15 protein-coding genes are annotated in these 25,187 nt (G+C 47.3%); 5 read left to right on the top strand and 10 right to left on the bottom strand.

All coding sequences use genetic code 11. The features are described from left to right. Window positions 1-185: 185 nt before the first annotated feature. Genes ligA through smc form a run of 3 tightly spaced genes read right to left on the bottom strand, consistent with a single transcriptional unit; the run spans window position 186 to window position 6,486 of the window. Window positions 186-2,228 carry an NAD-dependent DNA ligase LigA gene (gene ligA / locus HUX64_RS10745; RefSeq protein ID WP_174626237.1) on the bottom strand — a complete coding sequence of 681 codons (2,043 nt, stop codon included), beginning with the start codon at window positions 2,226-2,228 and terminating at the stop codon, window positions 186-188. 53 nt (window positions 2,229-2,281) lie between these two features. Next, window positions 2,282-2,977, bottom strand: a complete 696-nt coding sequence (locus HUX64_RS10740; protein ID WP_174626236.1) for a cell division protein ZipA C-terminal FtsZ-binding domain-containing protein — start codon at window positions 2,975-2,977, stop codon at window positions 2,282-2,284. Beyond that, complete coding sequence (smc, locus tag HUX64_RS10735; RefSeq protein ID WP_174626235.1) at window positions 2,977-6,486, bottom strand: chromosome segregation protein SMC; 3,510 nt, start codon at window positions 6,484-6,486, stop codon at window positions 2,977-2,979. The genes HUX64_RS10740 and smc overlap by 1 nt, the downstream gene beginning before the upstream one ends. Before the next feature lie 410 nt (window positions 6,487-6,896). On the opposite strand from smc, the gene HUX64_RS10730 reads away from it, so the two are divergent. Then, window positions 6,897-8,675, top strand: coding sequence for a multicopper oxidase domain-containing protein (locus HUX64_RS10730; protein ID WP_174626234.1), 1,779 nt, complete (start codon window positions 6,897-6,899; stop codon window positions 8,673-8,675). A 190-nt stretch (window positions 8,676-8,865) separates the two neighbouring features. Here the strand turns inward: HUX64_RS10730 and HUX64_RS10725 are convergent, their stop codons facing one another. The 6 genes from HUX64_RS10725 to nirB form a co-directional block, all read right to left on the bottom strand. Next, the gene (locus HUX64_RS10725) at window positions 8,866-9,642 is read right to left on the bottom strand and encodes a GlcG/HbpS family heme-binding protein (protein ID WP_174626233.1); all 777 of its coding nucleotides are present in this window, start codon (window positions 9,640-9,642) and stop codon (window positions 8,866-8,868) included. A 332-nt stretch (window positions 9,643-9,974) separates the two neighbouring features. Continuing rightward, window positions 9,975-12,653, bottom strand: a complete 2,679-nt coding sequence (locus tag HUX64_RS10720) for a nitrate reductase (RefSeq protein ID WP_174626232.1) — start codon at window positions 12,651-12,653, stop codon at window positions 9,975-9,977. Beyond that, the gene (locus HUX64_RS10715) at window positions 12,653-13,915 is read right to left on the bottom strand and encodes an NAD(P)/FAD-dependent oxidoreductase (protein ID WP_343034392.1); all 1,263 of its coding nucleotides are present in this window, start codon (window positions 13,913-13,915) and stop codon (window positions 12,653-12,655) included. The genes HUX64_RS10720 and HUX64_RS10715 overlap by 1 nt, the downstream gene beginning before the upstream one ends. Window positions 13,916-14,022: 107 nt before the next feature. Then, on the bottom strand, window positions 14,023-14,952 hold the full coding sequence (locus HUX64_RS10710) for a PhzF family phenazine biosynthesis protein (RefSeq protein ID WP_174626231.1): 930 nt from the start codon (window positions 14,950-14,952) through the stop codon (window positions 14,023-14,025). Window positions 14,953-14,956: 4 nt separating this feature from the next. Further along, window positions 14,957-15,292 (bottom strand): nitrite reductase small subunit NirD, encoded by a 336-nt coding sequence (nirD, locus tag HUX64_RS10705; protein ID WP_174626230.1) that lies wholly within the window; start codon window positions 15,290-15,292, stop codon window positions 14,957-14,959. Beyond that, a complete protein-coding gene (gene nirB, locus HUX64_RS10700) occupies window positions 15,292-17,829 on the bottom strand; it encodes a nitrite reductase large subunit NirB (protein WP_174626229.1) in 2,538 nt (845 codons plus the stop codon). Before nirB ends, nirD begins: the two co-directional genes overlap by 1 nt. 334 nt (window positions 17,830-18,163) lie before the next feature. On the opposite strand from nirB, the gene HUX64_RS10695 reads away from it, so the two are divergent. Next, window positions 18,164-19,915 carry an ABC transporter ATP-binding protein gene (locus tag HUX64_RS10695; protein WP_174626228.1) on the top strand — a complete coding sequence of 584 codons (1,752 nt, stop codon included), beginning with the start codon at window positions 18,164-18,166 and terminating at the stop codon, window positions 19,913-19,915. A 666-nt stretch (window positions 19,916-20,581) separates the two neighbouring features. Here the strand turns inward: HUX64_RS10695 and HUX64_RS10690 are convergent. Then, window positions 20,582-20,803 (bottom strand): hypothetical protein, encoded by a 222-nt coding sequence (locus tag HUX64_RS10690; protein ID WP_174626227.1) that lies wholly within the window; start codon window positions 20,801-20,803, stop codon window positions 20,582-20,584. A gap of 479 nt (window positions 20,804-21,282) precedes the next feature. Here HUX64_RS10690 and HUX64_RS10685 point away from each other — a divergent pair, with 479 nt between their 5' ends. From HUX64_RS10685 to HUX64_RS10675, 3 genes are all read left to right on the top strand, one after another. Further along, on the top strand, window positions 21,283-23,433 hold the full coding sequence (locus HUX64_RS10685; RefSeq protein ID WP_174626226.1) for an adenosylcobalamin-dependent ribonucleoside-diphosphate reductase: 2,151 nt from the start codon (window positions 21,283-21,285) through the stop codon (window positions 23,431-23,433). 16 nt (window positions 23,434-23,449) lie between these two features. Continuing rightward, window positions 23,450-24,124 carry a TSCPD domain-containing protein gene (locus tag HUX64_RS10680; protein ID WP_174626225.1) on the top strand — a complete coding sequence of 225 codons (675 nt, stop codon included), beginning with the start codon at window positions 23,450-23,452 and terminating at the stop codon, window positions 24,122-24,124. A 124-nt stretch (window positions 24,125-24,248) separates the two neighbouring features. Then, a complete protein-coding gene (locus tag HUX64_RS10675) occupies window positions 24,249-24,794 on the top strand; it encodes an HNH endonuclease (protein WP_174626224.1) in 546 nt (181 codons plus the stop codon). The last annotated feature ends 393 nt before the right edge of the window (window positions 24,795-25,187 follow it).

Below are 25,187 nucleotides of genomic sequence, written 5' to 3'. Positions count from 1 at the left end.
CACAGGATGAGTTAAACAACGGGCAGCCCATCAATCCGGTACTCAGGCTGCGTTCCTCAGTCATACTACCCAGAGGGAAACTCAAATGTCCGCTTCGGGCCCCTGCTGGCTATAAATGCCTCATGTGATCTGTCAAAGTTCCCTATTAAATGTAAAGTTTTATGGATAAAACGGGGAAATTTTTATTAGCGGCGGCTTCCTTGTTGATGAAGTTCCGAAAGAAACGTTGCTTCATCCATAACCCTGACGCCTAATGCTTCCGCTTTGGTCAATTTGGTGCCGGCATCGCGGCCGGCCACTACACAACTGGTTTTGCCGGAGACCGAACCGGCTACTTTTGCTCCCAGGCTTTCAAGAAATGCTTTAGCCTCATTGCGGGACATATGTTCCAGCGTACCGGTTAAAACCCAGGTCTGACCGGCAAGTATTCGCTCGCGCGGATGCTCATCGTTTTCATCTGGCCAGTTAACTCCGGCCTTGATGATTTTATCGATGATAGTTTTATTTCTATCCTCGCTAAAAAAATCGACCAGGTTTTTAGCTGTAACCGGGCCTACATCAGGAACTTGCAGGAATTGTTCAAAAGATGCGGATTTGATGGCATCCAGATTTTTAAAATACCAGGCAATGTTTTTTGCTCCTTCTTCGCCCACTTCCGGAATGCCCAATGCGCAGAGGAATACATCCAGCCGGGTTGTTTTTGAAGTCTCAATGGAATCAAGAACATTACGAGCGCTCTTTTCCCCGTGCCCTTCAAGCGAGGCAATATCGCTGAGCTTGATGCTGTAAATATCGGCAATGTTTTTAATGATGCCCTGACTATAAAGCACCTCAATAAGCTTAACGCCCAGGTGGGTAATATTCATGCATTTGCGCGATGCGTAATGCCTGATATGTTCAGCAGCCTGAGCAGCGCAGACCAATGCTCCCGTGCAGCGGTAGGCGGCTTGACCGATCGTTCTTTCGACTTTGGAACCGCAAACAGGACAGTTAGCAGGCATAACTATCGGCTTTCTGTGTTCACCTTGTTCCACCACTCTGACAACTTTGGGAATGACATCCCCTGCCCGGTGAATTTCCAGGCGATCGCCGATGCAAAGCCCCAGCCGTTCGATTTCATCCATATTATGCAGGGTGGCATTGCTTACCGTCACGCCGCCTACAAAAACAGGCTCCAATCTTGATACCGGTGTTAAAACACCTGTCCTTCCTACCTGAAACTCAACATCAACAAGCCGGGTGCTTACATTTTTGGCCGGAAACTTTCTTGCGACTGCCCATTTAGGGGAACGGGCAATAAATCCCAAGGATTTTTGCAACTGCAAGGAATTTATTTTATAGACAATGCCGTCAATTTCCATGGGCATGTCTTCCCGGGCCTGCTCCATAATATGATAATTTTTTTCAAACTCATCAGGACTGCCTAAAAAAGCGTAGGAGTGGGGATTTTTTCTAAATCCCAAAGTAATCAGGTAATCGATAATGTCCGACTGCAGTTTAAAATGCTGTTCGCCTTCATACTCGCCAATGCCGTACGGTATAAAACGCAGATCGCGGCTCGCTGCAATTTTAGGATTCATCTGCCTTACTGTTCCGGCTGCTGCATTTCTGGGGTTGACAAAAACTTTACCGCCATTTTGCAGGGCTAGCTGGTTAAGCTTTTCAAACGCCGCTTTGGGCATGAAAACCTCTCCGCGCACATCCAGTTTTAGGGGTGGATCAGAAGTAGCCAGCTTGATAGGTATGGAGCGTACGGTTTTTATGTTATGAGACACATCTTCACCGACCTGGCCATCCCCGCGGGTAACGGCATAGCTAAATATCCCGTTATCATAATGGATGGATATCGCCAAACCATCAAGCTTGGGCTCACTGAAAATTTGCACTGAAGAGCGGTTTAAATTCAGTTCTTTAGCGGCTCTCTCAAAGAAAGCATAGGTTTCTTTGAGAGAAAACGCATTAGCCAGGGAAAGCATCCTGACTTTATGCGCGACCTTTTTGAATTCAGCAATCGGTTTTGCGCCAACCCGTTGAGAGGGAGATTCCGGGCTTATTAATTCAGGATTTGCCGCTTCCAGCTCCAGCAATTTTCTGAACGCCTGATCATATTCCGCATCCGGGACAGAAGGGTTATCGAGGGCATAATATTCATGGTCCCATTGATTGATCCTGGCAATGAGCTGATTATAAACACGAGACAAATCTGAACGGGCGAATTCATTCGCCATTGGCTACTTTCCGGTCTGGCGCCTTGCGGCTTTAGCTTTTAGCCCTGGGTGTTTCACAGGCTTTGACGTATTAATTGAATAGTAGCGTCCGTTAGCGGCTGGCTTTGATGATCACGGACAACCCCACCCAGTTGTGTAGCCAGCAACTGAATGGTTTCTATGTAATCGTCAAAAACCGCCTGGGCATTATCCAGTTCCCCGGGCTGCATGAAAAATACTAGTCCCGGACAATAGAAGGATTCCAGGTTTTTATCCGGAAAAGTGCCTGGCGCAACCATGCAGGCCACGCCGAAATCCACTAAGCGGTTGGCATCCACGCGCTCAAATATTTTTAAATTGCCATATTCAAGGCCAACCAGCTCAAAGGCATTAACCAAGTCGGTGCCCTTAAACCCCTGCTCGGCTTTGGCGACAAGGCTGAACTGAATGATGGCGGGAGCAACAAAGCGTGGCGGCGGCTCAATTTCTTCGGCTTCCGGCGCCTCATAATCGTCATGATGCCCATAATATCTCTTGGATTTGTCACCTCCGCTACTGTGTTTCGCAGACCCTAACGGCACAATGTCAAAGTCATCGTTATCAGTATGAACTTTTAACGATTCATCAATATGGCTAACGGTGTCGTTGTCACTAAAAAAATCCAGATCCCGCCGTGATTTTTTATTTTTCAGGTAAGCCCATAACAACATGCCGATAATGACTACAAGACCGGTTGCAATGATTACAATTCTCAATATTTCTTTATCCATCAGCTTTCCGCCAGACTCACTGCTTCTTCAATATCAACTGCGACCATCCGGGACACACCCGGTTCTTTCATAGTAACACCTGCCAGTTGTTTTGCAATTTCCATTGTCGCCTTGTTATGAGAAATATATAAAAATTGAACTGATGCCGACATTTCTTCAACCATTTTTGAAAACCGCCCGACATTGGCATCATCAAGAGGCGCATCGACCTCATCCAGAAGGCAAAAAGGCGCCGGATTAAGTTCAAAAATTGAAAACACCAGCGCCACGGCTGTTAAGGCTTTTTCTCCACCCGACAATAAATGAATGGAGCTATTCCTTTTGCCGGGAGGTCTGGCAATAATATTAACTCCCGCTTCCAATAGGTCCTGTTCGGTCAATTCCAGATAAGCCTGGCCGCCGCCGAATAATTTAGGGAATTTTTCCCTCAAACCGCTGTTTATTTTATCGAAGGTTTCTCTAAAACGCAGCCTGCTTTCCTTATCAATCTTATTAATCGCCTGATCCAGCATTTGTAATGCTTCCATCAAATCCGCATGCTGGGCATTAAGAAAGTTCATTCGTTCGGATTGCAATTTATATTCTTCAATCGCTGTCAGGTTGATGGTACCCAGGCGTTCAATTTGACCGCTTAAATCGTCGGCTTTTCTTTTCCAGCTTTGCTCATCGGCCTGTTCAGGCAGGGTTTTCAATACCTGTTCGGCATCGGCATCGATTTCCTTTAGCTGCTCGCCGACTGTCTGTTGACGAACCTTACTTTCCTGAAGTTCAAAACGCCGGTTGTCCAGCGCGTCTTTCTGTCTTCCCAGGGTCTGCTGTACCCGGGCATGTTCTTCAGATAACTGCGTTAGCGCAGATTCGATTTCTTCCTGAAGCATACGCTGCTGTTTTAACCTGAGCTCCAGCTGATTTTTGTCTGTAACTGCCTGTTCCAGTTTATTTTTTTCTTCCTGCAACGGCGTCGAAGTTTGTTGCAGCTTATCCTCCAGTTCAGCAATGCGCACAGTGAATTGCTGATACTGAATCTGTAATCGAGCAATTTGTTTTGCAGTTGAGGCTTCAGAAGAGCGCAGCGACTCAATCCGGGTTTTAACGGCATACACCTGCTGTCTTGCTTCATTAACGGTTTGCTCGGTGCGCTGTTGCTGGGCCTGCAGCTCCTGATTTTGCGCTTCCAGGCTTTGCCTTTTTTGCTCCTGCTGCTGTATCACCTGTTCGGCTTCTTCCTGCAGCAATCGGCACGCGGCTAACAGTTCAGCATTTTCACCGGTTTCCGCGAGTATGTCTTCTATTTCATTATCAACCTGATCCAGACGGCGCTGCTGTTGCTCCAGGCGCGCCGAATGCGCGCTGAGTTCAGAATTTCTTGCCGACAGCTCGCTGCTTAAAATAGCGTCCTGCTGCTGGATGGCTTCGCGATTAACTTCGGCATCTTTCAGGCTCGCTTCTGTAGTCTCCAGCTGCTCTTCAAACGCTGCAATTTCATCCTGCAACTGCTGCTGCCGCTGCCTTAATAAGCCTAGCTCCTTCTCACGCTGCAAAATACCGGTTTTACTGTCCCTGGTTCGAAGAATTTTTACCCAGCCAGGCCCAAACCAGGCGCCGTCCGGGCTAATAATCGACTCATGCAGTTTTAGCTGGACTGATAATTCCCGGGCCGTTTTACTATCCGCTGCACAATAAACGCCCGTCAATAAATTGCTTAAATCCCGGTGTGCGGCTATCTTATCGAGCAATGGGCTAAGCCGGCTGTCCGATCCGGAAATGGCTCCTGGTCCGGTTTCAAATAGCGTCACCGATGCATCTATTATGCGCTCCAGATGCGGGATTATCTGATCGGCGCTTTCCAGGCAAACAGCTTCCAGATAGCTGCCTAGAACGGTTTCAACGGCGCTTTCCCAGCCGGCTTCCACATCCAGGAATTCCGCCAGCCGCGTATTATCGGTCAGACCCACGGATTGCAGCCACATTCCCAGATTTTTATTGTCTTTGCCCATGGCGTGTTGCTGCAATAGTTCCAGCGAAGTAATTTTACCTTTCACCGTGTGTATTTCGGAACGCCGGTCATGCAATTCATCATGAAGCTGCTTTAGCTGCTGGCGATGGTCGCGAATCTGCTGATGCAGCTGTTCGAGCTGGCTTTGTAGATCGGCTCGCTGCGATTCAATGGTTTCAATAGCGCCATCCAGCACCTCAATCTCGCTTTGCAAGCGGCTGGATGACAGCTCATTGCGCTCGTTATGTAATTTATCCAGGCGAATTTGCAACTGCCGGTTCTGGTTTTCCAGCTGCGCCGTTTTGACCCGCTGCACTTCAGCCTGTTCCTTGTATTTTGAACTTAACGTCCGGTAGGCTTCCCATTGCTCCTGCCAGGCAGTCCTTTGCTGCCGGGTTTGCTGCTGATGCTGTAAAATCTCCGTTTGTCTTTCCTCGGCATTAATCAAGTCTGCTTCGGCTTCGAACAAGGCCGCTTTGATTTCTTCCAGTTGCTGCAAATCGGTTTGAAGCTCAGCCAGTGAGTGGCTTGACTGCTCATGTGAGCGGCTTATTTCAAGCCGGGTAGACTGATGGTTGCTTTCATTGTGTTTAATCGTCTGTTCCAGGCTGCCGACTTCTGCAACAATATGGTAATAATCGCCCTGCAGGCTGTTTAATTGCCGCTGTTGCGTTTTATGTTCAGCGCGTTTTTCCTCCAGCGCATTATCGATGTTCAGTAATTGAACAAACAAGCGATTATGTTCAGCAGCGGCTTCCTGCAATTTTATTTCCAGCTGTTGCGCGGCCTGATGATAGCTGCTCCAGCGCATCGCCAACAGCTCTAGTTTGAACTGACGCTCCTGCTTTTTCAGTTGCGTATATTTTTCCGCTTTTTCCGCTTGCTTTTGCAAATGTTTAAGCTGTTTTTCAACTTCCTCTTGCAAATCAGCCAGCCGCTCCAGATTTTCCCGGGTGTGCTTCATACGGGTTTCAGTCTCGCTGCGCCGTTCCTTGTATTTGGAAATGCCGGCCGCTTCTTCGATATGAATTCTTAATTCCTCCGGCTTCGCTTCAACCATTCTCGATATAGTGCCCTGCTCGATAATGGCGTAGCTTCTGGAACCTAAACCCGTGCCAAGAAAAATATCGGTAATATCCTTGCGCCGGCAGCGGGCGCCATTCAGCAAAAACAGGGACTGTCCATCGCGACTGACTTGCCGTTTAATCGCAATGGTGCTGTACTGGGAATATTCGCCGCCCGCCTTGCCTGCGCTGTTATCAAAAACCAGCTCTACCGAAGCCGTGCTCACCGGCTTGCGGGTAGAGGAACCGTTAAAGATAACATCGGCCATGCTGCCGCCGCGCAGATGTTTGGCGGAACTTTCGCCCATTACCCAGCGTACGGCATCAATAATATTGGATTTGCCGCAGCCATTGGGCCCGACAATCGCTGTCAAATTACCGGTAACAGGAATTATCGTCTGATCAACAAAGGATTTAAACCCTGCAAGTTTGATTTTTTCCAGCTTCATATCCGGCGTTTATATCCAACCCTATCCATTAAATAATCGGACATTATTAACGATATCCAGAAGAGTTTCGACTTTTTCATTAATCATGAATTAACTGAGGTCTTCATTTGCTGAACAAGATCAGGCGATTTGCCGGCTTTGGTCACCATTGAAAATCGGATAATTAAGAGTGATTTTCTTCAAAGTTATCTTCCTTTCAGTTCACTTAAATTGAGTGAACTTTGTTAATATAAATCGCTCAAACAGCGCATTAATGCAAAACCTATCCCCATTATTTCTCTGTTATCTTCCAACGCCACGAAAGACTTCTCCGCGGTATTCAGTTAAAATAGCAGAAATAACGACTCTAGCGCTTTTATTTAGTAGCGCGTTATAACTTATGTATAAAGTGTATTCACCGAGGTCCTAGCATGCACAAAAAACTTCTTACTCTTATTTGGAGTGCTTCCTTATTCCTTATGTATCCGGAGAGTCAGGCAGCCAATGATTTGCCTCCTACGGCCAAGGTTAAGATGGGAGCTGTGGAAGAAGTCTGTTCTGAATTTACTGATCCAAAATGGCGCCAGGAACAAGTCATCGATGGCGTCACCATCCAGGAATCACGGCTCTGTAACCCCGATAATCCTGCTGACATTGCGGCCTTTGTCAAGGGCACCAATAACATTTCCATGGAAACATTGATGGAGACCCAGCTGGCCGCGGATGCAGTTACTATGTCTGACGATGTTGACGGCGACGGCGATCCTGATAAAATCATTATCAAGCTTGAAGTTGCTGAACTCAATGGCCATTCGCCCGAAGTCAAAGAACCCGTAACCACATTTGATATCGCGCCGGGAATTCAGCCCACTTTTTGGGTTTTTACACCCAAAACACGGGATATGTCTACTCTCAGTCTTTATGAACCCGTAGCCAATTCCTTGTTGCGTGTGCCATCGCCAGCCATTCGCGTTGAGCAGGATGACGTAATCTGGATAATATTGGAAAACACCCATTATTTACCCCACTCCATTCACTTGCATGGAATTGACCACCCCTTTATGGATCATGGCGGCGGCGGTAATGATGGCGTTGGACAAACCAGTTCGATGGATGTTATGCCGGGTGACAGTAAAACCTATGTCATTAAACCACGACAACCAGGCACCATGTATTATCACTGCCATGTCCAGCCTCACGTCCATATTCCTATGGGGCTGCAGGGAATTTTTGTCGTAGAAGAAAATCGTCCCAACAATTGGCCGCAGACTCTTAATGTCGGCGCCGGTCAGGTGCGTCATCCTTCCGTGGCTGTTCTTGAAAAATATGCCAGAGAATATGACCTGCATTATGAAACTGCGGATAAGGAACTGCATGAAGTCGCCGCGAGATCAGCCAATGATCCGCGCCTGATTGCGCAGCATCTGAATATGGATTATGACGTTACCGAAGCCACCGATGATTACTTTATGCTTAACGGCCGCTCTTTCCCCTATACCTTAAGGGAATCGCTCATTGAAATAGAACCGGATCAGAAGGTTAAACTGCGCGTTTACAATGGCGGTCAGGAAACCCTTGCTTTACATTTGCATGGCCACAAACCTACCGCAACCCACTATGATGGCGTTGATAATGGTCCGGGTTCCTATATCACCCGGGATGTGCATGGCATAGAGCCCGCTCAGCGGCTGGATCTGGAATTAAGCGGAGTTGATGACGGATTGCACAGTTTCGGCGAAGGGGTATGGATGTTTCATGATCATGTGGAAAAAGCATTTACTACGAATGGTGTTGCTGAAGGCGGCGATATCAGTTTAGTCGTATATAAAAAATTTCTTAATGAAAAAGGCATTCCCGAGTTACACGGCATGAGCCTGGCACCTTACTTCACTAAAGAATTTTGGCAAAGAAAATATCCGATCTGGCAAGATTTTGATGCGTGGCAAAGTTTGGGCTTGACTGACCAGAAAGCAACATACCAGCCTGCCAAGGTCGCTGTGCGCAATGAATTTGTAAGAAATCCCCCTGTTCCTGCTGCAACCGCATCAGAAAGTTCAGTGATGGGAAAATTATCCTGGGGTATTATTCTGGGACTATTGAGTTATATGGCGGTAATCAAACGGCGCTGGATTTATGAGCGCACCCGTAACTTGGTGGAAACTTTGGTGAAAGCAGCAAATACATGGTTTTTAACAAAAAAACGTTCATAATCGCTTTAACGTATTTGTTTTCTTTGTAACCGCTGTTGCCCTGTATCTATGCAGCGGTTCTTTGTGCTTTCATGATAAATAAAGTGCATAGAGGTAGCTGTTTATTATCGGGTATATTACCGATGCGGCGAGTCGATAAGCGAGATTGGGTTGCCACTCTATGGCAACCCAATTCTGGCATTATTAATTTTTAGTTTAAGGGTGCGTCAACTAAAACTTGAGTATTTGCTGTTGCGCTATTCCCGCCACAGGCCGGATGACCCCAGCCGCTTGCACTGATGTTACCGGCAATATCAAAAATAATATTATCCTTGAAAGCAGTCGGAGGCAGAGTGATATCACCCACGCCTGCGGGTACATGGTCAAGGCCTAAAGCATCCCGGGTTCTCCAGGCAATATTATGGTCAGCGCATGAACTGTCACCGCTCACGCCTATCGCGCCTATTAAAACTCCCTGATCATTATATAAAGCCAGTCCGCCGCCAAAAACATTAACGCCACCGATTTTTTCGCCCACTAAAGGATCGGAGTCTTTGCCATAATTTTTTGATGGCCCTTTGTATGCAGCCTCGGTATCGACAGGATTGCTTTCCTGCAATCCAAACAAGCTGCCTCCAGGTTGAGTGGCTGAATAAAGATTCGCTGTTGACAAGGCGAAACCCGGCAGACTGAATGCGTTAGCCGTGTTCGCCTTTTGCGCAGAAATTACCCGGCTGCCCGGCCATTGATCACCGCGGTCAGAACCTGTTTTTGCAAGCGCGCAAACTACGCCATCACGATTCACAAGGGTTCCCCACATATCGAAATCGAATCCGCCGTTTTCCTGACCTCGTGCGGCTGTTAGCGCAGTTTTGAAGTCTTCAAATGAAGGTAAGCCTTTACAGGCATGACTATCATCGGCATTGGCGCTATTATGGAGAGCGCAAAGCGCGACAACGGCTGCTGAAATAGTAAGTTTTTTTAACATTGGTGTACCCCTCTTCAGATTGAGACAAGAAAAAGTAATTCTTTTTAGCATCAAAGTGGAACGCGAAATGAAGTAATTATTAATTGTTAGATTCAACCCGCGGTTAACATACTACAGCATATCCATAAAAACATATAACCTCTGGTTTATAAGCCTGAATCAGTTGAAACCACTACATACCAGGCTTAGTTGCTAAGCCTGATAAAAACCTCCGATGCCTTTCCCGGCATGAGTATGACTTGGACGATCTGCATAAATATGTTCTTGTCCAGCGGCCACTGTATCGGCATTTAAGCCGTTGCGATCAGCTTGTACTTGCGGAATTTAGTGATTTATAACAGCGCCTTAATCTCAGGCACACAGGAGCCGCAATTGGTACCTGCCTTAAGATATTGGCCTACCTGCTGAGGGGTTCTAAGATTTTTTTCCCTGATAGCAGTCTGTATGGTTTTTTCACCTACATTAAAGCAGGCGCAGACGACAGGTCCTATATCGGGAACACCTAGAGGCGGCAGGCCCGTAAGCAGGGATTTTCGGTCATCTTTCTCTAATTCTGCATGTGCAAACAGACTGGTCAGCCAGCTGCGTTCTGGAAGATTGATATCGCCCCCTATAAAAATCAAGCTTTCCAGACGATTATCAACAATGTGCGCAGCCCTGTAATTATTTATGCCGGAGTCCTGATATTCCTGCCACTGGGAATTTTCCACCGGTGTGTTCCACAGGTTTTTTCTGGCCCAATCTTGCCAGTTTTCCGGCAAAGTCTCACCAGCCAGTTCATAGCGGTAGAATTGCTCGCCTTTGATTTTGACCAGATACTCAGGTTCTGTAATATTCAGCTCGCGCCGCGACAGGATAAAGCCATGCCAAACCGGCTGATACGCCTCGATGCGGACAGGCGTATGTTTGCATTCCGGCTGTTTCGATACCGGGTCAACAACAGGATTGACTAAGGCGCCCATACGTCCCCGGCTGGCTAATTGCCCCGTCCAGTGCATCGGCACAAACAGACTGCCTTGTTGCTGGCTGTCAGTGATCTGCACACGGGCGACCATTGAACCCCACCGGCTTTCAATGGTCGCCAGGGTATTGGGTAATAATTCGTGGCGCCTTGCATCGGTCGGGTGCACTTCAACAAAAGGCTCGGGCTTGTGCTGATTCAGCTTTGCGGCGATGGCGGTGCGGGTCATGGTATGCCACTGATCCCTCAGCCGACCGGTATTCAGTACCAGAGGATAGACTTTATCAGGCAGATTGACAGGCAGCCTCGGCTCTATGGCAATAAACCGGGCTTTGCCCGTGGCGGTATAAAATTTGCCGTCATCAAAAATCCGCGCCCTGCCCTGTGGATGCGTTCGATTTACAGGCCATTGGATCGGTTGGAAATTGTCATATTCCTGCTGACTGATATCAGCAAAAGCCGATATATCAAAATCGCGCAGGCCCTGCTCTGCATTGTTTTCAAACCCGGAAAGCGCGGCATGTTCACGGAAAATCTCGGCGGTATTTTTATAATGAAAAGCCTGTTCATAGCCCATGCGCCGTGCGACCTGAGTGATTATCCACCAGTCGGGCTTGGCGCCGCCGGCAGGACTGAACAAGGCTCGCTGCCGGGAAATGCAGCGCTCGGAGTTGGTCACGGTGCCGTCTTTTTCACTCCAGCCCTGGGCCGGCAGCAATACATGCGCCAGAGCTGTGGTATCGGTATTGGCAATACAGTCCGAGACAACAACAAAATCGCAGTGCTGTAAAGCCTGCTTGACCTTGTCGGCATTGGGCAGACTGACAGCCGGGTTAGTGCCCATAATCCAGACGGCTTTTACTTTGCCGTCATGAATGGCGTCGAAAAGTTCCACGGCGGGATAGCCGGGTTTGCGGGCAATAGTCTTACTGCCCCAAAAACGCCCTACCCGCTCGATATCGTCGTTACGGGCAAAATCCATATGGGCGGCCAATTGATTCGATAAACCGCCGACTTCACGGCCGCCCATCGCGTTAGGCTGTCCGGTCAGCGAGAAAGGCCCCATGCCGGGCTTGCCAATTCTGCCGGTGACCAGGTGGCAATTGATAATGGCATTGACCTTGTCAGTACCCGAAGAAGACTGGTTTACACCCTGACTATACAGGCTCATGACTTTTTCATGACGGGCAAACCAGTGATAAAAGCGTTGCAGATCATTTACATTGAGCCGGCATTGCGCGGCAACACCTTCAATGGTGCCGCTGCTAATGGCGGCAGCTTCCAGCGCGGTGGAAAAACCTTCGGTATATTTTTCGATATAGGCCTGATTCTGCAGATCTTTCCTGCCAAGATAATGCAGCAGGCCATTAAACAGGATGGTATCGCTGCCTATTGCCAGCGGTAAATGCAAATCAGCAATATCACAGGTGACAGTGCGGCGCGGATCGATAACGACAATTTTTAACTGCGGATTGGCTTCTTTTGCGGCTCTGATACGCTGAAAGCTGACCGGATGGCACCAGGCGGTATTCGAGCCAATCAATATAATCAGTTCGGCTTGTTCAAAATCTTCATAGCAGCCCGGAACCGTATCTGAACCAAAAGCGCGTTTATGGCCGGCCACGGAAGAAGACATGCACAAGCGGCTGTTGGTATCCATATTGCCGCTGCCGATAAAGCCCTTCATCAGCTTGTTGGCCACATAGTAGTCTTCAGTCAGCAGTTGTCCCGAGCCATAAATAGCGACAGCATCAGGCCCATATTTTTCAATCGTACTGATTAAAGAGTCAGCCACCAGATCCAGCGCTTCCCCCCAACTGGCCTCACGGCCATACACTCTGGGCTGCAGCAGTCGGCCTTTAAGTTCAACCGTTTCTCCCAGCGCCGAACCTTTCGAGCAAAGGCGGCCAAAATTGGCCGGATGAGACGGGTTGCCGGTTATTTCGACCTGATGAGTCTGTTCATCGACCAAGGCATTAATACCGCAGCCTACGCCGCAATAAGGGCAGGTAGTTTGTACGGATTTAAATGCTGCTGTGTTATCGGCCATCAGGCTGCCTCGGCTGCAGTCAGGTAGGCTTGACCAAAGATAAGCACATCTCTTATATCGCTGATATTTTTCTTTTTTTCCAGCAGTTCCTGATACCACATGCCGTCGGCCGTATCCCCATAAAGCACGGCGCCCATCAATTTGTTATCCCGGATAATCAGTTTTTTATAAATTCCCATAGACGGATCGGTAAAATGAACGGCTTCGCAGGATTCATCACCCAGGAAATCTCCCACGGAAAACAGATTGATGCCCGTCACCTTGAGTTTGGTGGCAGCAGGTAAAGTGCTGTATTCAGCAACGCCATGCGCGCTCAGATGATTGGCGCAGACTTTCGCCTGCTCAAACAGCGGAGCCACCAGACCAAATGTATCGCCGCGATGCTGGATACATTCTCCTACCGCATAAATAGCTGGGTCATAGCTTTGCAGCGTATCATTGACTACAATGCCCCGCTCGCAATACAGTCCTGCTTCCTGAGCCAGGGAAATATTGGGGCGCACGCCTATCGCCATAACAAACAGGTCGCACTCCAGTTCGCTGCCGTCTTCAAAGCGTACAGCTGTGATATGGCCCTTTTCGTCACCCATCAGGCACTGAGACGTAGCGGCCATCCTGAATTTCAGGCCCCGCTGTTCAAGAGCTGTCTGCAACATCTTGCCGGCTTTTCTGTCCATCTGCCGATTCAGCAAAACTTCGCTATTATGAATAACGGTAACATCCATGCCCCTGAGCACAAGGCCATTCGCTGCTTCGAGACCTAACAAACCGCCGCCCAGCACTACCGCTTTCTTATGTTGTCTGCTGTAGGCCAGCATTTTATTAACATCCAAAATATCACGAAAGCTGATTACTCCCTCCAGATCATTACCTGGAATAGGCGCAATAACAGGCTTGGAACCAGTAGCAATTAACAGGCGGTCATATTCAGCACAGGTTCCATCCAGCGCATAAACTTTACGCGCTCTCCGCTCTATACGTACTACCGCCTTATCCGCTCCGGCATGAAGACTGATGCCGTTATCGGCATACCACTGCCGGTCATTCATGACAATATCTTCTATGGTTTTATCACCGCACAGTACCGAAGACAGCATGATTCGATTATAGTTACCGTAAGGCTCGGCGCCGAAAACAGTAATATCATATTTATCAGGTGCAGCAGATAACACTTCTTCAACGGTTCTCATACCGGCCATGCCGTTACCAATAACAACCAGTCGCCGTTTCATCCGATCTACCTTAATATTATTTACTGTCATTTAAGTGGATTCTCCTGAATTTCATATCAAAATGTCTATTCACAGACGCAAATACGAAGCAAAATTTTAATGCTTCGCACTTTTCTGATTAAATGAAAATGGCTTGGTTAAGAAATATTTTCGACGGCAGGCACATGAATTGTACCTTCAGCCACCATTACCGCTTCCCCGCCCACCCTGATGGTTAACGTATCTTCGCGCTTATGATCCATTTCCAGATTGATCACACTGCGGCGAGTGTTTATCTCGCCCCGATCTACAGCAAATGTGTAGGTGCCTTTTTTCAACTGATCGAAAGAACATAAATACGCCGCGAAAGCCGGCATGGCAGTTCCAACCGGCGGATCATCATGCAAGCCTATATTGGGCCCGAACAGGCGAGCATTGAAGTCGGCATCCTGAAAAGGGGTCCTGGCCGAAAACAGTAGTATTTCCTGGGCTGCTGTTTGCGGCGCAACGGACTCACTCCAGGCCTGATAATTAAATTTTGCCGACCGAACGGCTTCGTAGTTATAAACAGGCACAACAAGATAGGGAAAACCGCACGAAACCAACCGCGTATTATATTTTTTATGATCAATCTGTCCCTGCGGTATGGAAAGAAAACTGGCCAGTTCGCCATCAGGCGGGGCAAAGCGATCAACAATAGGTGAAACCTTGCGGGTAAATTGTATAAACACAGGCTTGCCGTTGTCGTTGGTGATATTGGTGTTGATAGGCCCGCTGTTTTGCTCAAAAACAATCGGCGTGAATGTTCCTGTTAACTCAATATCACCGCAGGAAGCCAGGACAAAAGCTGTAGCAATTACCGGATGCCCGGCAAAATCAATTTCACCTTTAGGCGTGAATATACGCATGCGCCTTTTGGTATCTTTGCCTTCATGAAATACAAATACGGTTTCGGATAAATGCAGTTCTTTGGCAGCCAGTTTCATTTGCAGATGGCTTAGGCCATCTGCATTGGGGAACACTGCAATCTGGGCGCCGTTGAAGATCTGGTTGGTAAATGCATCAGCAATGTAATATTTATAATTCATAGATCTATTCCGCATTAATGCTGACTTTGACCCGACCATTTTCAATACGAATGTCATAGGCAGGGATAGTGACGGTTTCATCTTCAAGACAGGCGCCTGTTTGCAGATTGAAATGCTGCTTGTATAAAGGCGATGCCACGACCGGTTGACCCTTAATATCGCCGATTAATCCGCGCGATAACACATTGGCGTTGCCGAAAGGATCGTAATTGTTCAGGGCATAAACGGTTTTCTCTTTAGGCATGTAAAAAATAGCTACCTGCTGACCTTCAATCAGTGCGCAAACGCCGGAATTGGGCTGTAAATCATCAACGCTGCAAACGTCCACCCAATGCGCCATCAAGCCACCTCCACTATTTTAAAATGTTTGCGTTCTTCTTCATCAGCGGGGCGAATTTGTCCACGCTCCTCTACAAACACCACATTATCATCGGCTTTATCACTGTTGATAAAATGCCGGAACCGCTTCAGTTTTGATTCATCCTCAATGGTGGTTTTCCATTCGCAATGATAGGTATCAATAACATACTGCATTTGCTGTTCCAGTTGCTCGCAAAGCCCCAGCTTGTCCTCAATGATCACTGCCTTCAGATAATCCAGACCGCCTTCCATATTTTCCATCCATACCGCTGTGCGTTGCAAACGGTCGGCGGTTCTTACATAAAACATCAAAAACCGGTCAATATATTTAATCAGAGTCTCTTTATCCAGACTGGTGGCAAATAAATCCGCATGCCGCGGCTTCATGCCGCCGTTGCCGCAGACATACAGGTTCCAGCCGGTTTCCGTTGCAATCACGCCGACATCCTTACCCTGCGCTTCCGCGCATTCGCGCGTGCAGCCGGACACGGCAAACTTTAATTTGTGCGGCGAACGCAAGCCCTTGTAACGGTTTTCAAGTTCCACAGCCAAACCGACGCTGTCGTCGATGCCATAGCGGCACCAGGTGCTGCCGACGCAGGATTTAACCGTGCGCAGTGATTTGCCGTAGGCATGGCCGGATTCAAAGCCGGCAGCGATAAGTTCTTTCCAGATATGCGGCAATTGATCGACTCGCGCGCCAAACATATCCACGCGCTGGCCGCCGGTAATTTTGGTATAGAGTTTATATTTTTTGCCCACCTGCCCTAGTGCGATCAGCATATCGGGATTGATTTCACCACCGGTAATACGCGGCACTATTGAATACGTGCCATCTTTTTGCATATTGGCCAAAAAGGTATCATTGGTATCCTGAAGCCCGATATGCTCTTTTTCAAGGATATATTCATTCCAGTACGAAGCCAGAATAGAGCCGACGGTCGGTTTGCAGATTTCACAGCCTTTGCCTTTGCCGTGATTTTCCAGCAATTCATCAAAGGTTTTAATCTGTTCAACCATAATCAGATTGTAAAGATCCTGCCTGGTATAGGCAAAATGCTCACAAATATCGGTATTGACTACATAGCCGTGCTTTGCCAGTTCGCAGTTCATGACTGCTTTCAGTAAAGGCGCGCAGCCGCCGCATCCTGTCGAAGCCTTGGTTTTTTCCTTTAAAGAGCCAAGGGTCGTGCTGCCTGCTTCTATAGCCTGGCAAATGGCGCCTTTGGTCACATCATAGCAGGAACAGATTTGAGCGGAATTCGGCAGGGCATCGGGGCCTAAACCGACTGATTCATCGGAACGCGGCGGTAAAATCAGCGCATCCGGATTTTCCGGCAGCTCAATACCGTTCAGGCAATACTGCAATAACGTACCGTAGCCTGAGGCATCTCCCACCAATACAGCACCCAGCAGCTGCTTTTTATTTTGACTGACCACCAGGCGTTTATAAACTTCACTGGCGCCATTTTGGTAGGTATAAACCAAAGCGCCCTGGGTTTTAGCATGGGCATCACCGATACTGGCGACATCAACACCCATCAGTTTCAGTTTGGTGCTCATGTCAGCGCCGGTAAAGCTGGCTTCATTGCCGGCCAAATCGGCGGCAACCGTACGCGCCATGGCGTAACCTGGGGCTACCAGACCATAAATCATGCCATTCCATAAGGCGCATTCGCCAATCGCGTAAATATCAGAATCTGACGTAAGACATTGGTTATTAATGGCGATGCCGCCGCGCGGGCCGATTTCCAAGCCGCAATCGCGGGCTATATCGTCACGCGGACGAATACCTGCCGAGAACAGCACGATGTCGGTTTCAAGTTCTTCACCATCGGCAAAGCACATTTTGTTAACGCACTGCTCGCCATCAGTAATAATGCTGGTGTTTTTGCCGGTATGAACAAGGACGCCCAGCTGTTCAATTTTATGCCTGAGCATGGCGCCCCCGGCATCATCCAGTTGCACGGCCATTAACCGGGGCGCAAACTCGACCACATGCGTTTCCAGCCCTAAATCTTTTAGCGCCTTTGCGGCTTCCAGACCCAGTAAACCACCGCCGACGACAGTGCCGACCTTGCCGGTTTTGGCAGCAACCGTCATGGCTTCAAGGTCTTCGATGGTACGGTAAACCAGACAATTCTTCCGGTCATGTCCCGGAACCGGCGGCACAAATGGGTAGGAACCTGTCGCTATAACCAGTTTGTCATACTGAATGGCCACGCCCTTGGAAGAAGTAACGGTTTTATTGTCGCGATCAATTCTGGCAGCTTTATCGCCTATATAAATGGTGATGCCGTTTTTTTCAAAAAAGTCAGGCTCAGCCAGAGACAGATCCTGCGCAGTTTTGCCGGAAAAAAAGGAGGATAAATGCACCCGGTCATAAGCCGCTCTGGGCTCTTCACAGAATGTCACTATTTTGTAATGATCATTAAGTCCGCTGTCAACGAGGCTGGCAAGAAAGCTCTGACCTACCATGCCATTACCAATGACGATTAATACTTGTTTTGCGCTCATGTCAAACCTCATTGACCAAGTTAATGCTATTTGAAAATAGCAGCAATCAGCATGCCACTTTCTATAAACCTTTGACTTTATATAAGCAACTTCATCAGAAATTTAAGGATTGAAATATTAAAGCAAATCATACGCATCATTTTTGTGCAAAAATGCTTACATGGTGCAACCGTATGCATGGAAAAAGGGCAATATCACTTAACATCCCACTGAGCAAAAAGTCGGTTCTGTTTTTCAATTTAAGTATAAACGATAAGTATTTTTACCGATTTATAGCTTAAGCTAACATGGTATTCTGTTAAAAATTTCCAACGCTGAGGAGGAAGGGCTAGTTATGGAGATATTGTTTAAAGAATACAGCCAGGTCATCTGGCAGAGAAAATGGTTTTTTCTAATTGCTTTAAGCGCTTTAGCCTCTATTACCTTTCTGGATCTGTCCGTGCCCCTGTACTATAAAAATATTGCCAACGGACTGGCAGAACCTTATTCCGAAACTACCCTGGCTACTTTATTTGAAAATCTTAAATTTATTGGATTTATCTATGCTGGGACGTGGCTATTATGGCGCTTAGTCGAAATAGTCATGGTTCCGCTTGGAGCAGGGGGTGCCAATATGCTGGGGAAGCGTTGCTTCCATGTGCTGAAAAATCATAACTATGCGTTTTTCGAGAAAAATTTTTCCGGCAGTCTAATCCGACAAGTAAATCGCTTTTGCCACTCTTATGAAATTATACTGGAGTGGGTATTCTTCCAGTGTTTCATGAACATTCTGACCATTACTATTTCTTTTAGCATTTTTTACCGGCAGCAGCGCGAGTTCGCTTTTTATTTTCTGATATGGACGGTAGTTTTTATGACCTGGAACATTACCTATTCCATCTGGAAAATGCGCTTTGATAAATCAGTTGCTCAAAGCGATTCGAAATTGGGAGGTGTTTTGTCTGATGCCCTCAGTAATATTTTTATTGTCAAAAGCTTTGCGCTGGAACCTAGTGAGCAAGTCAATATTAATCAGGCATCAGATCAGGTTTATCAAACCAAGAAAACATCCTTTAAATTTATGTTTATATCATTTGCTGTACAGGGATTGATGACATTTGGCATGGAATTACTTCTAGTCTATTTGATAATTCAAAAGTGGAAAGCAGGCAATTTTCAGGTTGGAGAATTTGTCTTATTTCAAACTGTCATGATAATTCTGATTTCACGTCTATGGGGATTTGGTCGTAATTTCCCGCTTTTTTTTTCGGCCCTGGCAGATGCGATGGAAATGGCGGAACTTTTCAATCCGACCGACATTGAAACAGATGAAAGCCACGCCAGACCTTTAACCATAACCAAAGGGGCGATTAATTTTAACAATATTCACTTTACCTATTGCGCACATCCTCATCCGAAAAAATTATTTGAGAACTTTTGTTTGAGGGTGAACCCAGGGGAAAAAGTGGCGCTGGTAGGTCAGTCAGGCTCAGGTAAGTCTTCTTTGTCCAAACTGCTATTTCGCTTCATCGAGCCGCAACAAGGCACGGTTCGGTTTGATGACATAGCAGCAAAAGATATAACTTTGAGCTCATTGCGGAAGCAAATATCGGTCGTGCCACAACAATCCGATTTATTTCACCGTTCAATAAGAGATAATATTACTCTCGGCCGCGATATTCCGGACGAGCAACTCATTAATGCCGCTCGCAAATCTCACAGCCTGGAATTTATCAGCAGCTTGCCTGATCGGTTTGAAACAATGGTCGGCGAACGCGGCGTAAAACTTTCCGGAGGAGAAAAACAACGCATTGCCATTGCCCGCGCCTTTCTGGAAAACGCGCCTGTTGTAGTGCTTGATGAAGCAACCAGCGCGCTTGATTCTCTAACTGAAAAGCTCATCCAGGTGGCTATTTTTGACTTGATCAAAGATAAAACCGCTATTGTAATTGCTCACCGGCTTTCGACAATTTTGCACATGGATCGTATTGTAGTATTGGATCACGGCAATATTATTGAACAAGGCACACATCATCAATTATTGGATTTAAGAGGCAAATATTATGCGATGTGGCAACATCAAAGCGGGGATTTTCTGGTTGAATGACATTTCTGACTGAGCAAATTTTAAAGCTTTACTTCCTTAAGCCATTTACTATCTGACTATTTTGCAAGGCCAGTTGCAGTTTGTTGATAGTCAGAAAGACCGGCTGAAACAGGGGCGCTAGAAGGCAGCAAAATTGGAATTAACTACCTCTACCCTATCCCGAGAGCTCCGCTCAACTTTTTAGTCGCACGATGAATAATATACGGGTCATGATGAACAATATAATTAATCGGATTTTTCACCTTTGTTTTTAACGGCAATATTAATTAACAGCAGATGCACCGCTTCAATGAGGGGTAACGGGGCCTAGACAAAAGCAACCAGGTGAAAATAACTAGCTGGTAAGCCACGGCTGGGATATCAGTAGCGTTGTAAAAAGGGTTGATATAGCGGATGATTTTCGACTGATTAATAAGGACTTTTTCAGCATTGACCACCTTGAAACCGGATGGGGCAACCAGGACTTCTATCAAATGCCGACGGCGCCCATGGGAATTTACCTTAAAGGGCGCCAGCCCATTTTATAAGTCACAAGAAACCTATTACATGTTCAGAACCTGCAATATCCAGATAGTATGAGCTCTATATCTTGCGGGTTGCCGGATTCGGCCGTTCCTTGCAATCACCGCCGCTAATCTAATTTTACAGGCCCAATATCTAGACAAGCTACGGGTTTAACGCAAACGCAATGGCAGTATGAGCAAAGCCCCCAAATACCAGTATGGCAAGACGCAGAAAGGCGGCGCTTTCAATATGAAGTTGCCGTAACAACAGGGCAACAATTCCTAGCTGAAAAATGATGGCCAGGTAATTCTTTAGGTCTATATCTCCGATAGCGGCTGAAATACCGTCTTGCCGGTTCATTACTTTAGTGAAGTATGTATTCAAATCCATCTCCTCCCGGATCAACCAATCTTTATAAATAAACACTTAAGAATCATAAAACCCGTGGCCTAAACGACGATTCCCGTTTATGCCCGATCTCTACAAGAAATGTAAAGTTAATAAGTCGCTATCACTTTCTACAGATAAAAAAATCATACCTGGACCACCAATACAGCCTACGTCTTTGATTCCAGCAAAAGCTACCCTAAAGTTGAGTTTGAGTCAAAACCGAAAGGTATTTATTTTAGCTTCTTCTGGCATCCGGGATGCCAGAAGAAATTTTTCAAGATAACCGCAGGCAAGCGCTGTAGCTTATTTTTATTGCCTGTCGGCTCATTATCTATTCACATAACACTATATATTGTGTTATAATATTAAAGAAAATACTAGATATAGACAGAATAAGCTGTGATCGCCTATTCGCTAATCTGCTGATTTAATGCTTATTTCAACTCAATTTTAACGTCCAGAGGAGCAGCCCCATGACAGCACAACTTCATGTTATCGCAAACACTGTAACCGAGATACCTTTTCAGGATGCGTCAATGGATATCTGGGATACTAAATATCGCTTGAAGACCAAGGATGGGGCAGCGCTGGATGCCACTATTGACGAAACCTATCAACGCATTGCCAAAGCACTTTCCGAAGTGGAAAAAGGTAAAAATAAACAGGAACAGCATTACAAGGAATTTTTATGGGCCCTGCGGCAAGGCGTTATTCCGGCCGGGCGCATTGTCTCCAATGCCGGAGCGTTGGAGCACAAACCGGCGACCTCGACGATTAACTGCACCGTCTCCGGCACTATCGCCGATTCCATGGATGATATTCTGCACAAGGTGCATGAAGCCGGGCTTACCTTGAAAGCCGGCTGCGGCATCGGCTATGAATTCTCGACCTTGCGTCCCAAAAACGCGTATGTTTCGGGCGCAGGCGCCTATACTTCCGGGCCGCTGTCGTTCATGGATATTTACGACAAGATGTGTTTTACCGTATCGTCTGCCGGCGGCAGGCGCGGCGCGCAAATGGCCACTTTTGATGTGGGTCATCCTGACGTGGTTGAGTTTATCCGCGCCAAACGCGAAAACGGCCGGCTGCGCCAGTTTAATCTGTCCCTGCTGATTACCACTGAATTTGTCGAAGCCGTAAAAAACGATCTGCCCTGGCCGTTATCATTTCCTGTCACCGAAATAGAAGTCAGACTGGATAAACTGGACTTAAGCAATAAGGAGCAGATCATCTGGCGCGATCTTCCCGGCAAGGACGGATATGTCGTCAACAATGACGGGCTGGTTGCCTGCCGGATTACCAAAATCCTGCCTGCGCGCCGTTTGTGGGATATTATCATGACCTCAACCTATGACTATGCCGAACCCGGATTTATTCTGATCGATAAAGTCAATGAAATGAACAACAACTGGTTTTGCGAAAATATCCGCGCCACCAACCCCTGCGGCGAACAGCCCCTGCCGCCTTACGGCAGCTGCCTGTTGGGTTCAATCAACCTGACCCGCTTCGTTAAAAAACCCTTTACTGGCGAAGCGCATTTTGACTGGGATACTTACCGTAAAACCATCCGGATTTTTACGCGAATGCTGGATAATGTGGTTGAAGTCAACGGCCTGCCCCTGGCCGGGCAACGCGAGGAAATTATCAGCAAGCGCCGGCACGGCATGGGCTATCTGGGGCTGGGCTCGACCGTCACGATGATGGGCATGAGATACGGCGATGACCAATCGCTGCAATTTACTGAAGACGTCACCAGGATTCTAGCAGTGGAAGGCTGGAAAGCAGGATTGGCTCTGTCCAAGGAAAAAGCCCCCGCCCCGATTATGGAGCAACTGTTTACGATCACCGGGGAAATGCTGCATAAACGCCCGGAAATGATTGCCGACGGCTATAAAATAGGCGATCAGGTTCCCGGCAAACTTTTATTCGCCAAATACAGCCGCTACATGCAGCAACTGGAAAAGGAAGAGCCTGCGCTGATCGCCGAATTGATTGAAACCGGCGCCCGTTTCACCCATCACAGCTCCATCGCGCCGACCGGCACTATTTCGCTGTCGCTGGCCAATAATGCCAGCAACGGCATTGAACCCAGCTTTGCCCATCATTATTCGCGCAATGTGATCCGCGCCGGCAAGAAATCCAAGGAAAAAGTGGATGTTTTTTCCTTTGAGCTCTTGGCTTATCGGGCTTTGGTGAATCCTGACGCCATGCCTTACAGCGACAATCCCGAGCAGAAATTGCCGGATTATTTTATCGCCGCCGATGATGTCAGTCCGAAACAGCATGTCGATATCCAGGCCGCCGCGCAAAAATGGATCGATTCCTCCATTTCGAAGACGGCTAACGTGCCGACTAATTTCCCTTATGAAGACTTCAAGTCTATTTATGAATATGCCTATGACAAGGGACTGAAAGGCTGCACCACGTTCCGCTTTAATCCGGAAGCATTCCAGGGCGTGCTGGTCAAGGAATCCGATCTGGAAAACACCACCTATCAATTTACGCTTGAAGACGGCTCGGTAGCCGAATTTAAAGGCAATGACGAGATTGAATACGACGGCGAAATCCACAGCGCCGCGAACCTGTTCGATGCCTTGAAAGAAGGCTATTACGGTAAATTCTAAGGGGAGATATATCAAAATGGCACATAAAATCACCAAAAAAATCGTCAGCTACAAAGTCCTGAACAAAGACGACATCAAAGCGGCCAAGCAGGAAGAACAGCAGTCGCCGCAGCACATGCACGAAAACGTCGAGCGGCCCGAAGTGCTGGTAGGCTCAACCTACAAGATCAAAACTCCGCAGTCGGAACATGCGTTGTATATCACCATCAATGACATCATCCTGAACCAGGGCACCCCCTACGAAGAGCGCCGCCCTTACGAAATCTTCATCAACTCCAAAAACATGGAGCATTTCCAATGGGTGCTGGCGCTGACGCGCGTTATCTCGGCGGTATTTCGCAAAGGCGGCGATTCCTGCTTCCTGGTCGAAGAGCTGAAAGCGGTATTCGACCCGCGCGGCGGCTATTTCAAAAAAGGCGGCATATTCATGCCGTCGCTGGTCGCCGAAATCGGCTACGCCATCGAATCGCACCTGAAACACATCGGCATGATCAAGCCGGAAGCGATGACCGACCACCAGAAAAAGTTTCTTGACCAAAAACGCCGCGAATTCGAAGCCCAGCATGGCGAGTCGGAAGGCCAGGCGTTCCCGGAAAAAGCCGTGCTCTGCAACAAGTGCAGCACCAAGGCCATGGTGTTGATGGATGGGTGTATGACTTGTTTGAATTGCGGGGAGAGTAAGTGTGGGTGAAATAACAGCTTAAACACTGAGCATTAAGTCGTCTATGTATATATTTGTATATTATGAAAAATGAGTGATAGACCGATCTGTTTAATAACTCTTTAGATGTAAACAAGTGAATCATCTCTAGCATATGAAAAAAGAAAGCATCAAAACTCATCTCAAGCCATACTCAATTTTTCAAAAGAGAAAGACCACAATTAATCGTGCATTTGCTTCTGCGCTCGCACCCAATGATAACTACGATTCACAAATGCTGAATATTGCTTTAAGGCTCTTGGGGCAGAATCCTGACGATGCTCTTATTTGTGTTTACTGCGGTGGCCATGCGCAAACCTGGGATCATCTTATTGGCCTGGTAAAGGATTCTCAATTTCGTGGCTATGGCCATCAAATCGGCAATCTACTTCCCTGCTGTCGTGACTGCAATTCAAAGAAGGGATCAAAGGATTGGCAAGAGTTCATCGAGACCAAAGTGGAAGATGAGCAAGAACAAAAAGCTTTGAAAGCGCAAATACAAGCCTATCTTGATGGTTATGCCAAACCAGTAGATATAGATAAAATTAAAACAGCAATGCCCGAGGAATGGGCCAGATATGCGAATATAAAAAAGCAAATCTTTGATTTGATGAGGGAAGCCGATGAGATTGCAGACAAAATCAGAAGGGATGTTGACTGAAAAGTACGTCTAACCAGACAATGCCGCGGAGCGCGCGAACATGAATTCGCAAAATCTCACCGTAGCAGGGCATTTTTTCGGAGACTGTCTTGTCCGATTATCGTCGTTGTTATGTACCGGGTGGGTGGTCATTTTTATTTACCAGGGTGACAGAAAGGCGGGCGGGCATTTTGGCGAGTGACAGGGGGCGAGATTATTTGCGAGCTACAATTTGGCATCGCTGGAGTCAATTGCCTTTTGAGGTCGATGCGCTGGTCATATTACCCGGTCATATTCAGGCGATCTGAACTATGCCACAGGATGACGGCGATTATTCCTAACGCCGGGGCTCGAAAATTGAGGATTATGCCGGGCTTAACGGCGTTCAATGGGCGGGTGAATGATGCTTTATCA

The organism is Candidatus Methylobacter favarea (genome assembly GCF_902806695.1).
In the GTDB taxonomy this organism is placed as follows: Bacteria; Pseudomonadota; Gammaproteobacteria; order Methylococcales; family Methylomonadaceae; genus Methylobacter_B; species Methylobacter_B favarea.
The sequence above is the reverse complement of the archived record's forward strand: the minus strand, read 5'-3'. Positions and strand labels throughout refer to the sequence as shown.

What these genes read in the sequence shown, in the direction of transcription:
- ligA (WP_174626237.1), bottom strand. Translation starts at nt 2,228, where the DNA reads ATGGCGAATGAATTCGCCCGTTCAGATTTGTCTCGTGTTTATAATCAG.
- HUX64_RS10740 (WP_174626236.1), bottom strand. Translation starts at nt 2,977, where the DNA reads ATGGATAAAGAAATATTGAGAATTGTAATCATTGCAACCGGTCTTGTA.
- smc (WP_174626235.1), bottom strand. Translation starts at nt 6,486, where the DNA reads ATGAAGCTGGAAAAAATCAAACTTGCAGGGTTTAAATCCTTTGTTGAT.
- HUX64_RS10730 (WP_174626234.1), top strand. Translation starts at nt 6,897, where the DNA reads ATGCACAAAAAACTTCTTACTCTTATTTGGAGTGCTTCCTTATTCCTT.
- HUX64_RS10725 (WP_174626233.1), bottom strand. Translation starts at nt 9,642, where the DNA reads ATGTTAAAAAAACTTACTATTTCAGCAGCCGTTGTCGCGCTTTGCGCT.
- HUX64_RS10720 (WP_174626232.1), bottom strand. Translation starts at nt 12,653, where the DNA reads ATGGCCGATAACACAGCAGCATTTAAATCCGTACAAACTACCTGCCCT.
- HUX64_RS10715 (WP_343034392.1), bottom strand. Translation starts at nt 13,915, where the DNA reads ATGACAGTAAATAATATTAAGGTAGATCGGATGAAACGGCGACTGGTT.
- HUX64_RS10710 (WP_174626231.1), bottom strand. Translation starts at nt 14,952, where the DNA reads ATGAATTATAAATATTACATTGCTGATGCATTTACCAACCAGATCTTC.
- nirD (WP_174626230.1), bottom strand. Translation starts at nt 15,292, where the DNA reads ATGGCGCATTGGGTGGACGTTTGCAGCGTTGATGATTTACAGCCCAAT.
- nirB (WP_174626229.1), bottom strand. Translation starts at nt 17,829, where the DNA reads ATGAGCGCAAAACAAGTATTAATCGTCATTGGTAATGGCATGGTAGGT.
- HUX64_RS10695 (WP_174626228.1), top strand. Translation starts at nt 18,164, where the DNA reads ATGGAGATATTGTTTAAAGAATACAGCCAGGTCATCTGGCAGAGAAAA.
- HUX64_RS10685 (WP_174626226.1), top strand. Translation starts at nt 21,283, where the DNA reads ATGACAGCACAACTTCATGTTATCGCAAACACTGTAACCGAGATACCT.
- HUX64_RS10680 (WP_174626225.1), top strand. Translation starts at nt 23,450, where the DNA reads ATGGCACATAAAATCACCAAAAAAATCGTCAGCTACAAAGTCCTGAAC.
- HUX64_RS10675 (WP_174626224.1), top strand. Translation starts at nt 24,249, where the DNA reads ATGAAAAAAGAAAGCATCAAAACTCATCTCAAGCCATACTCAATTTTT.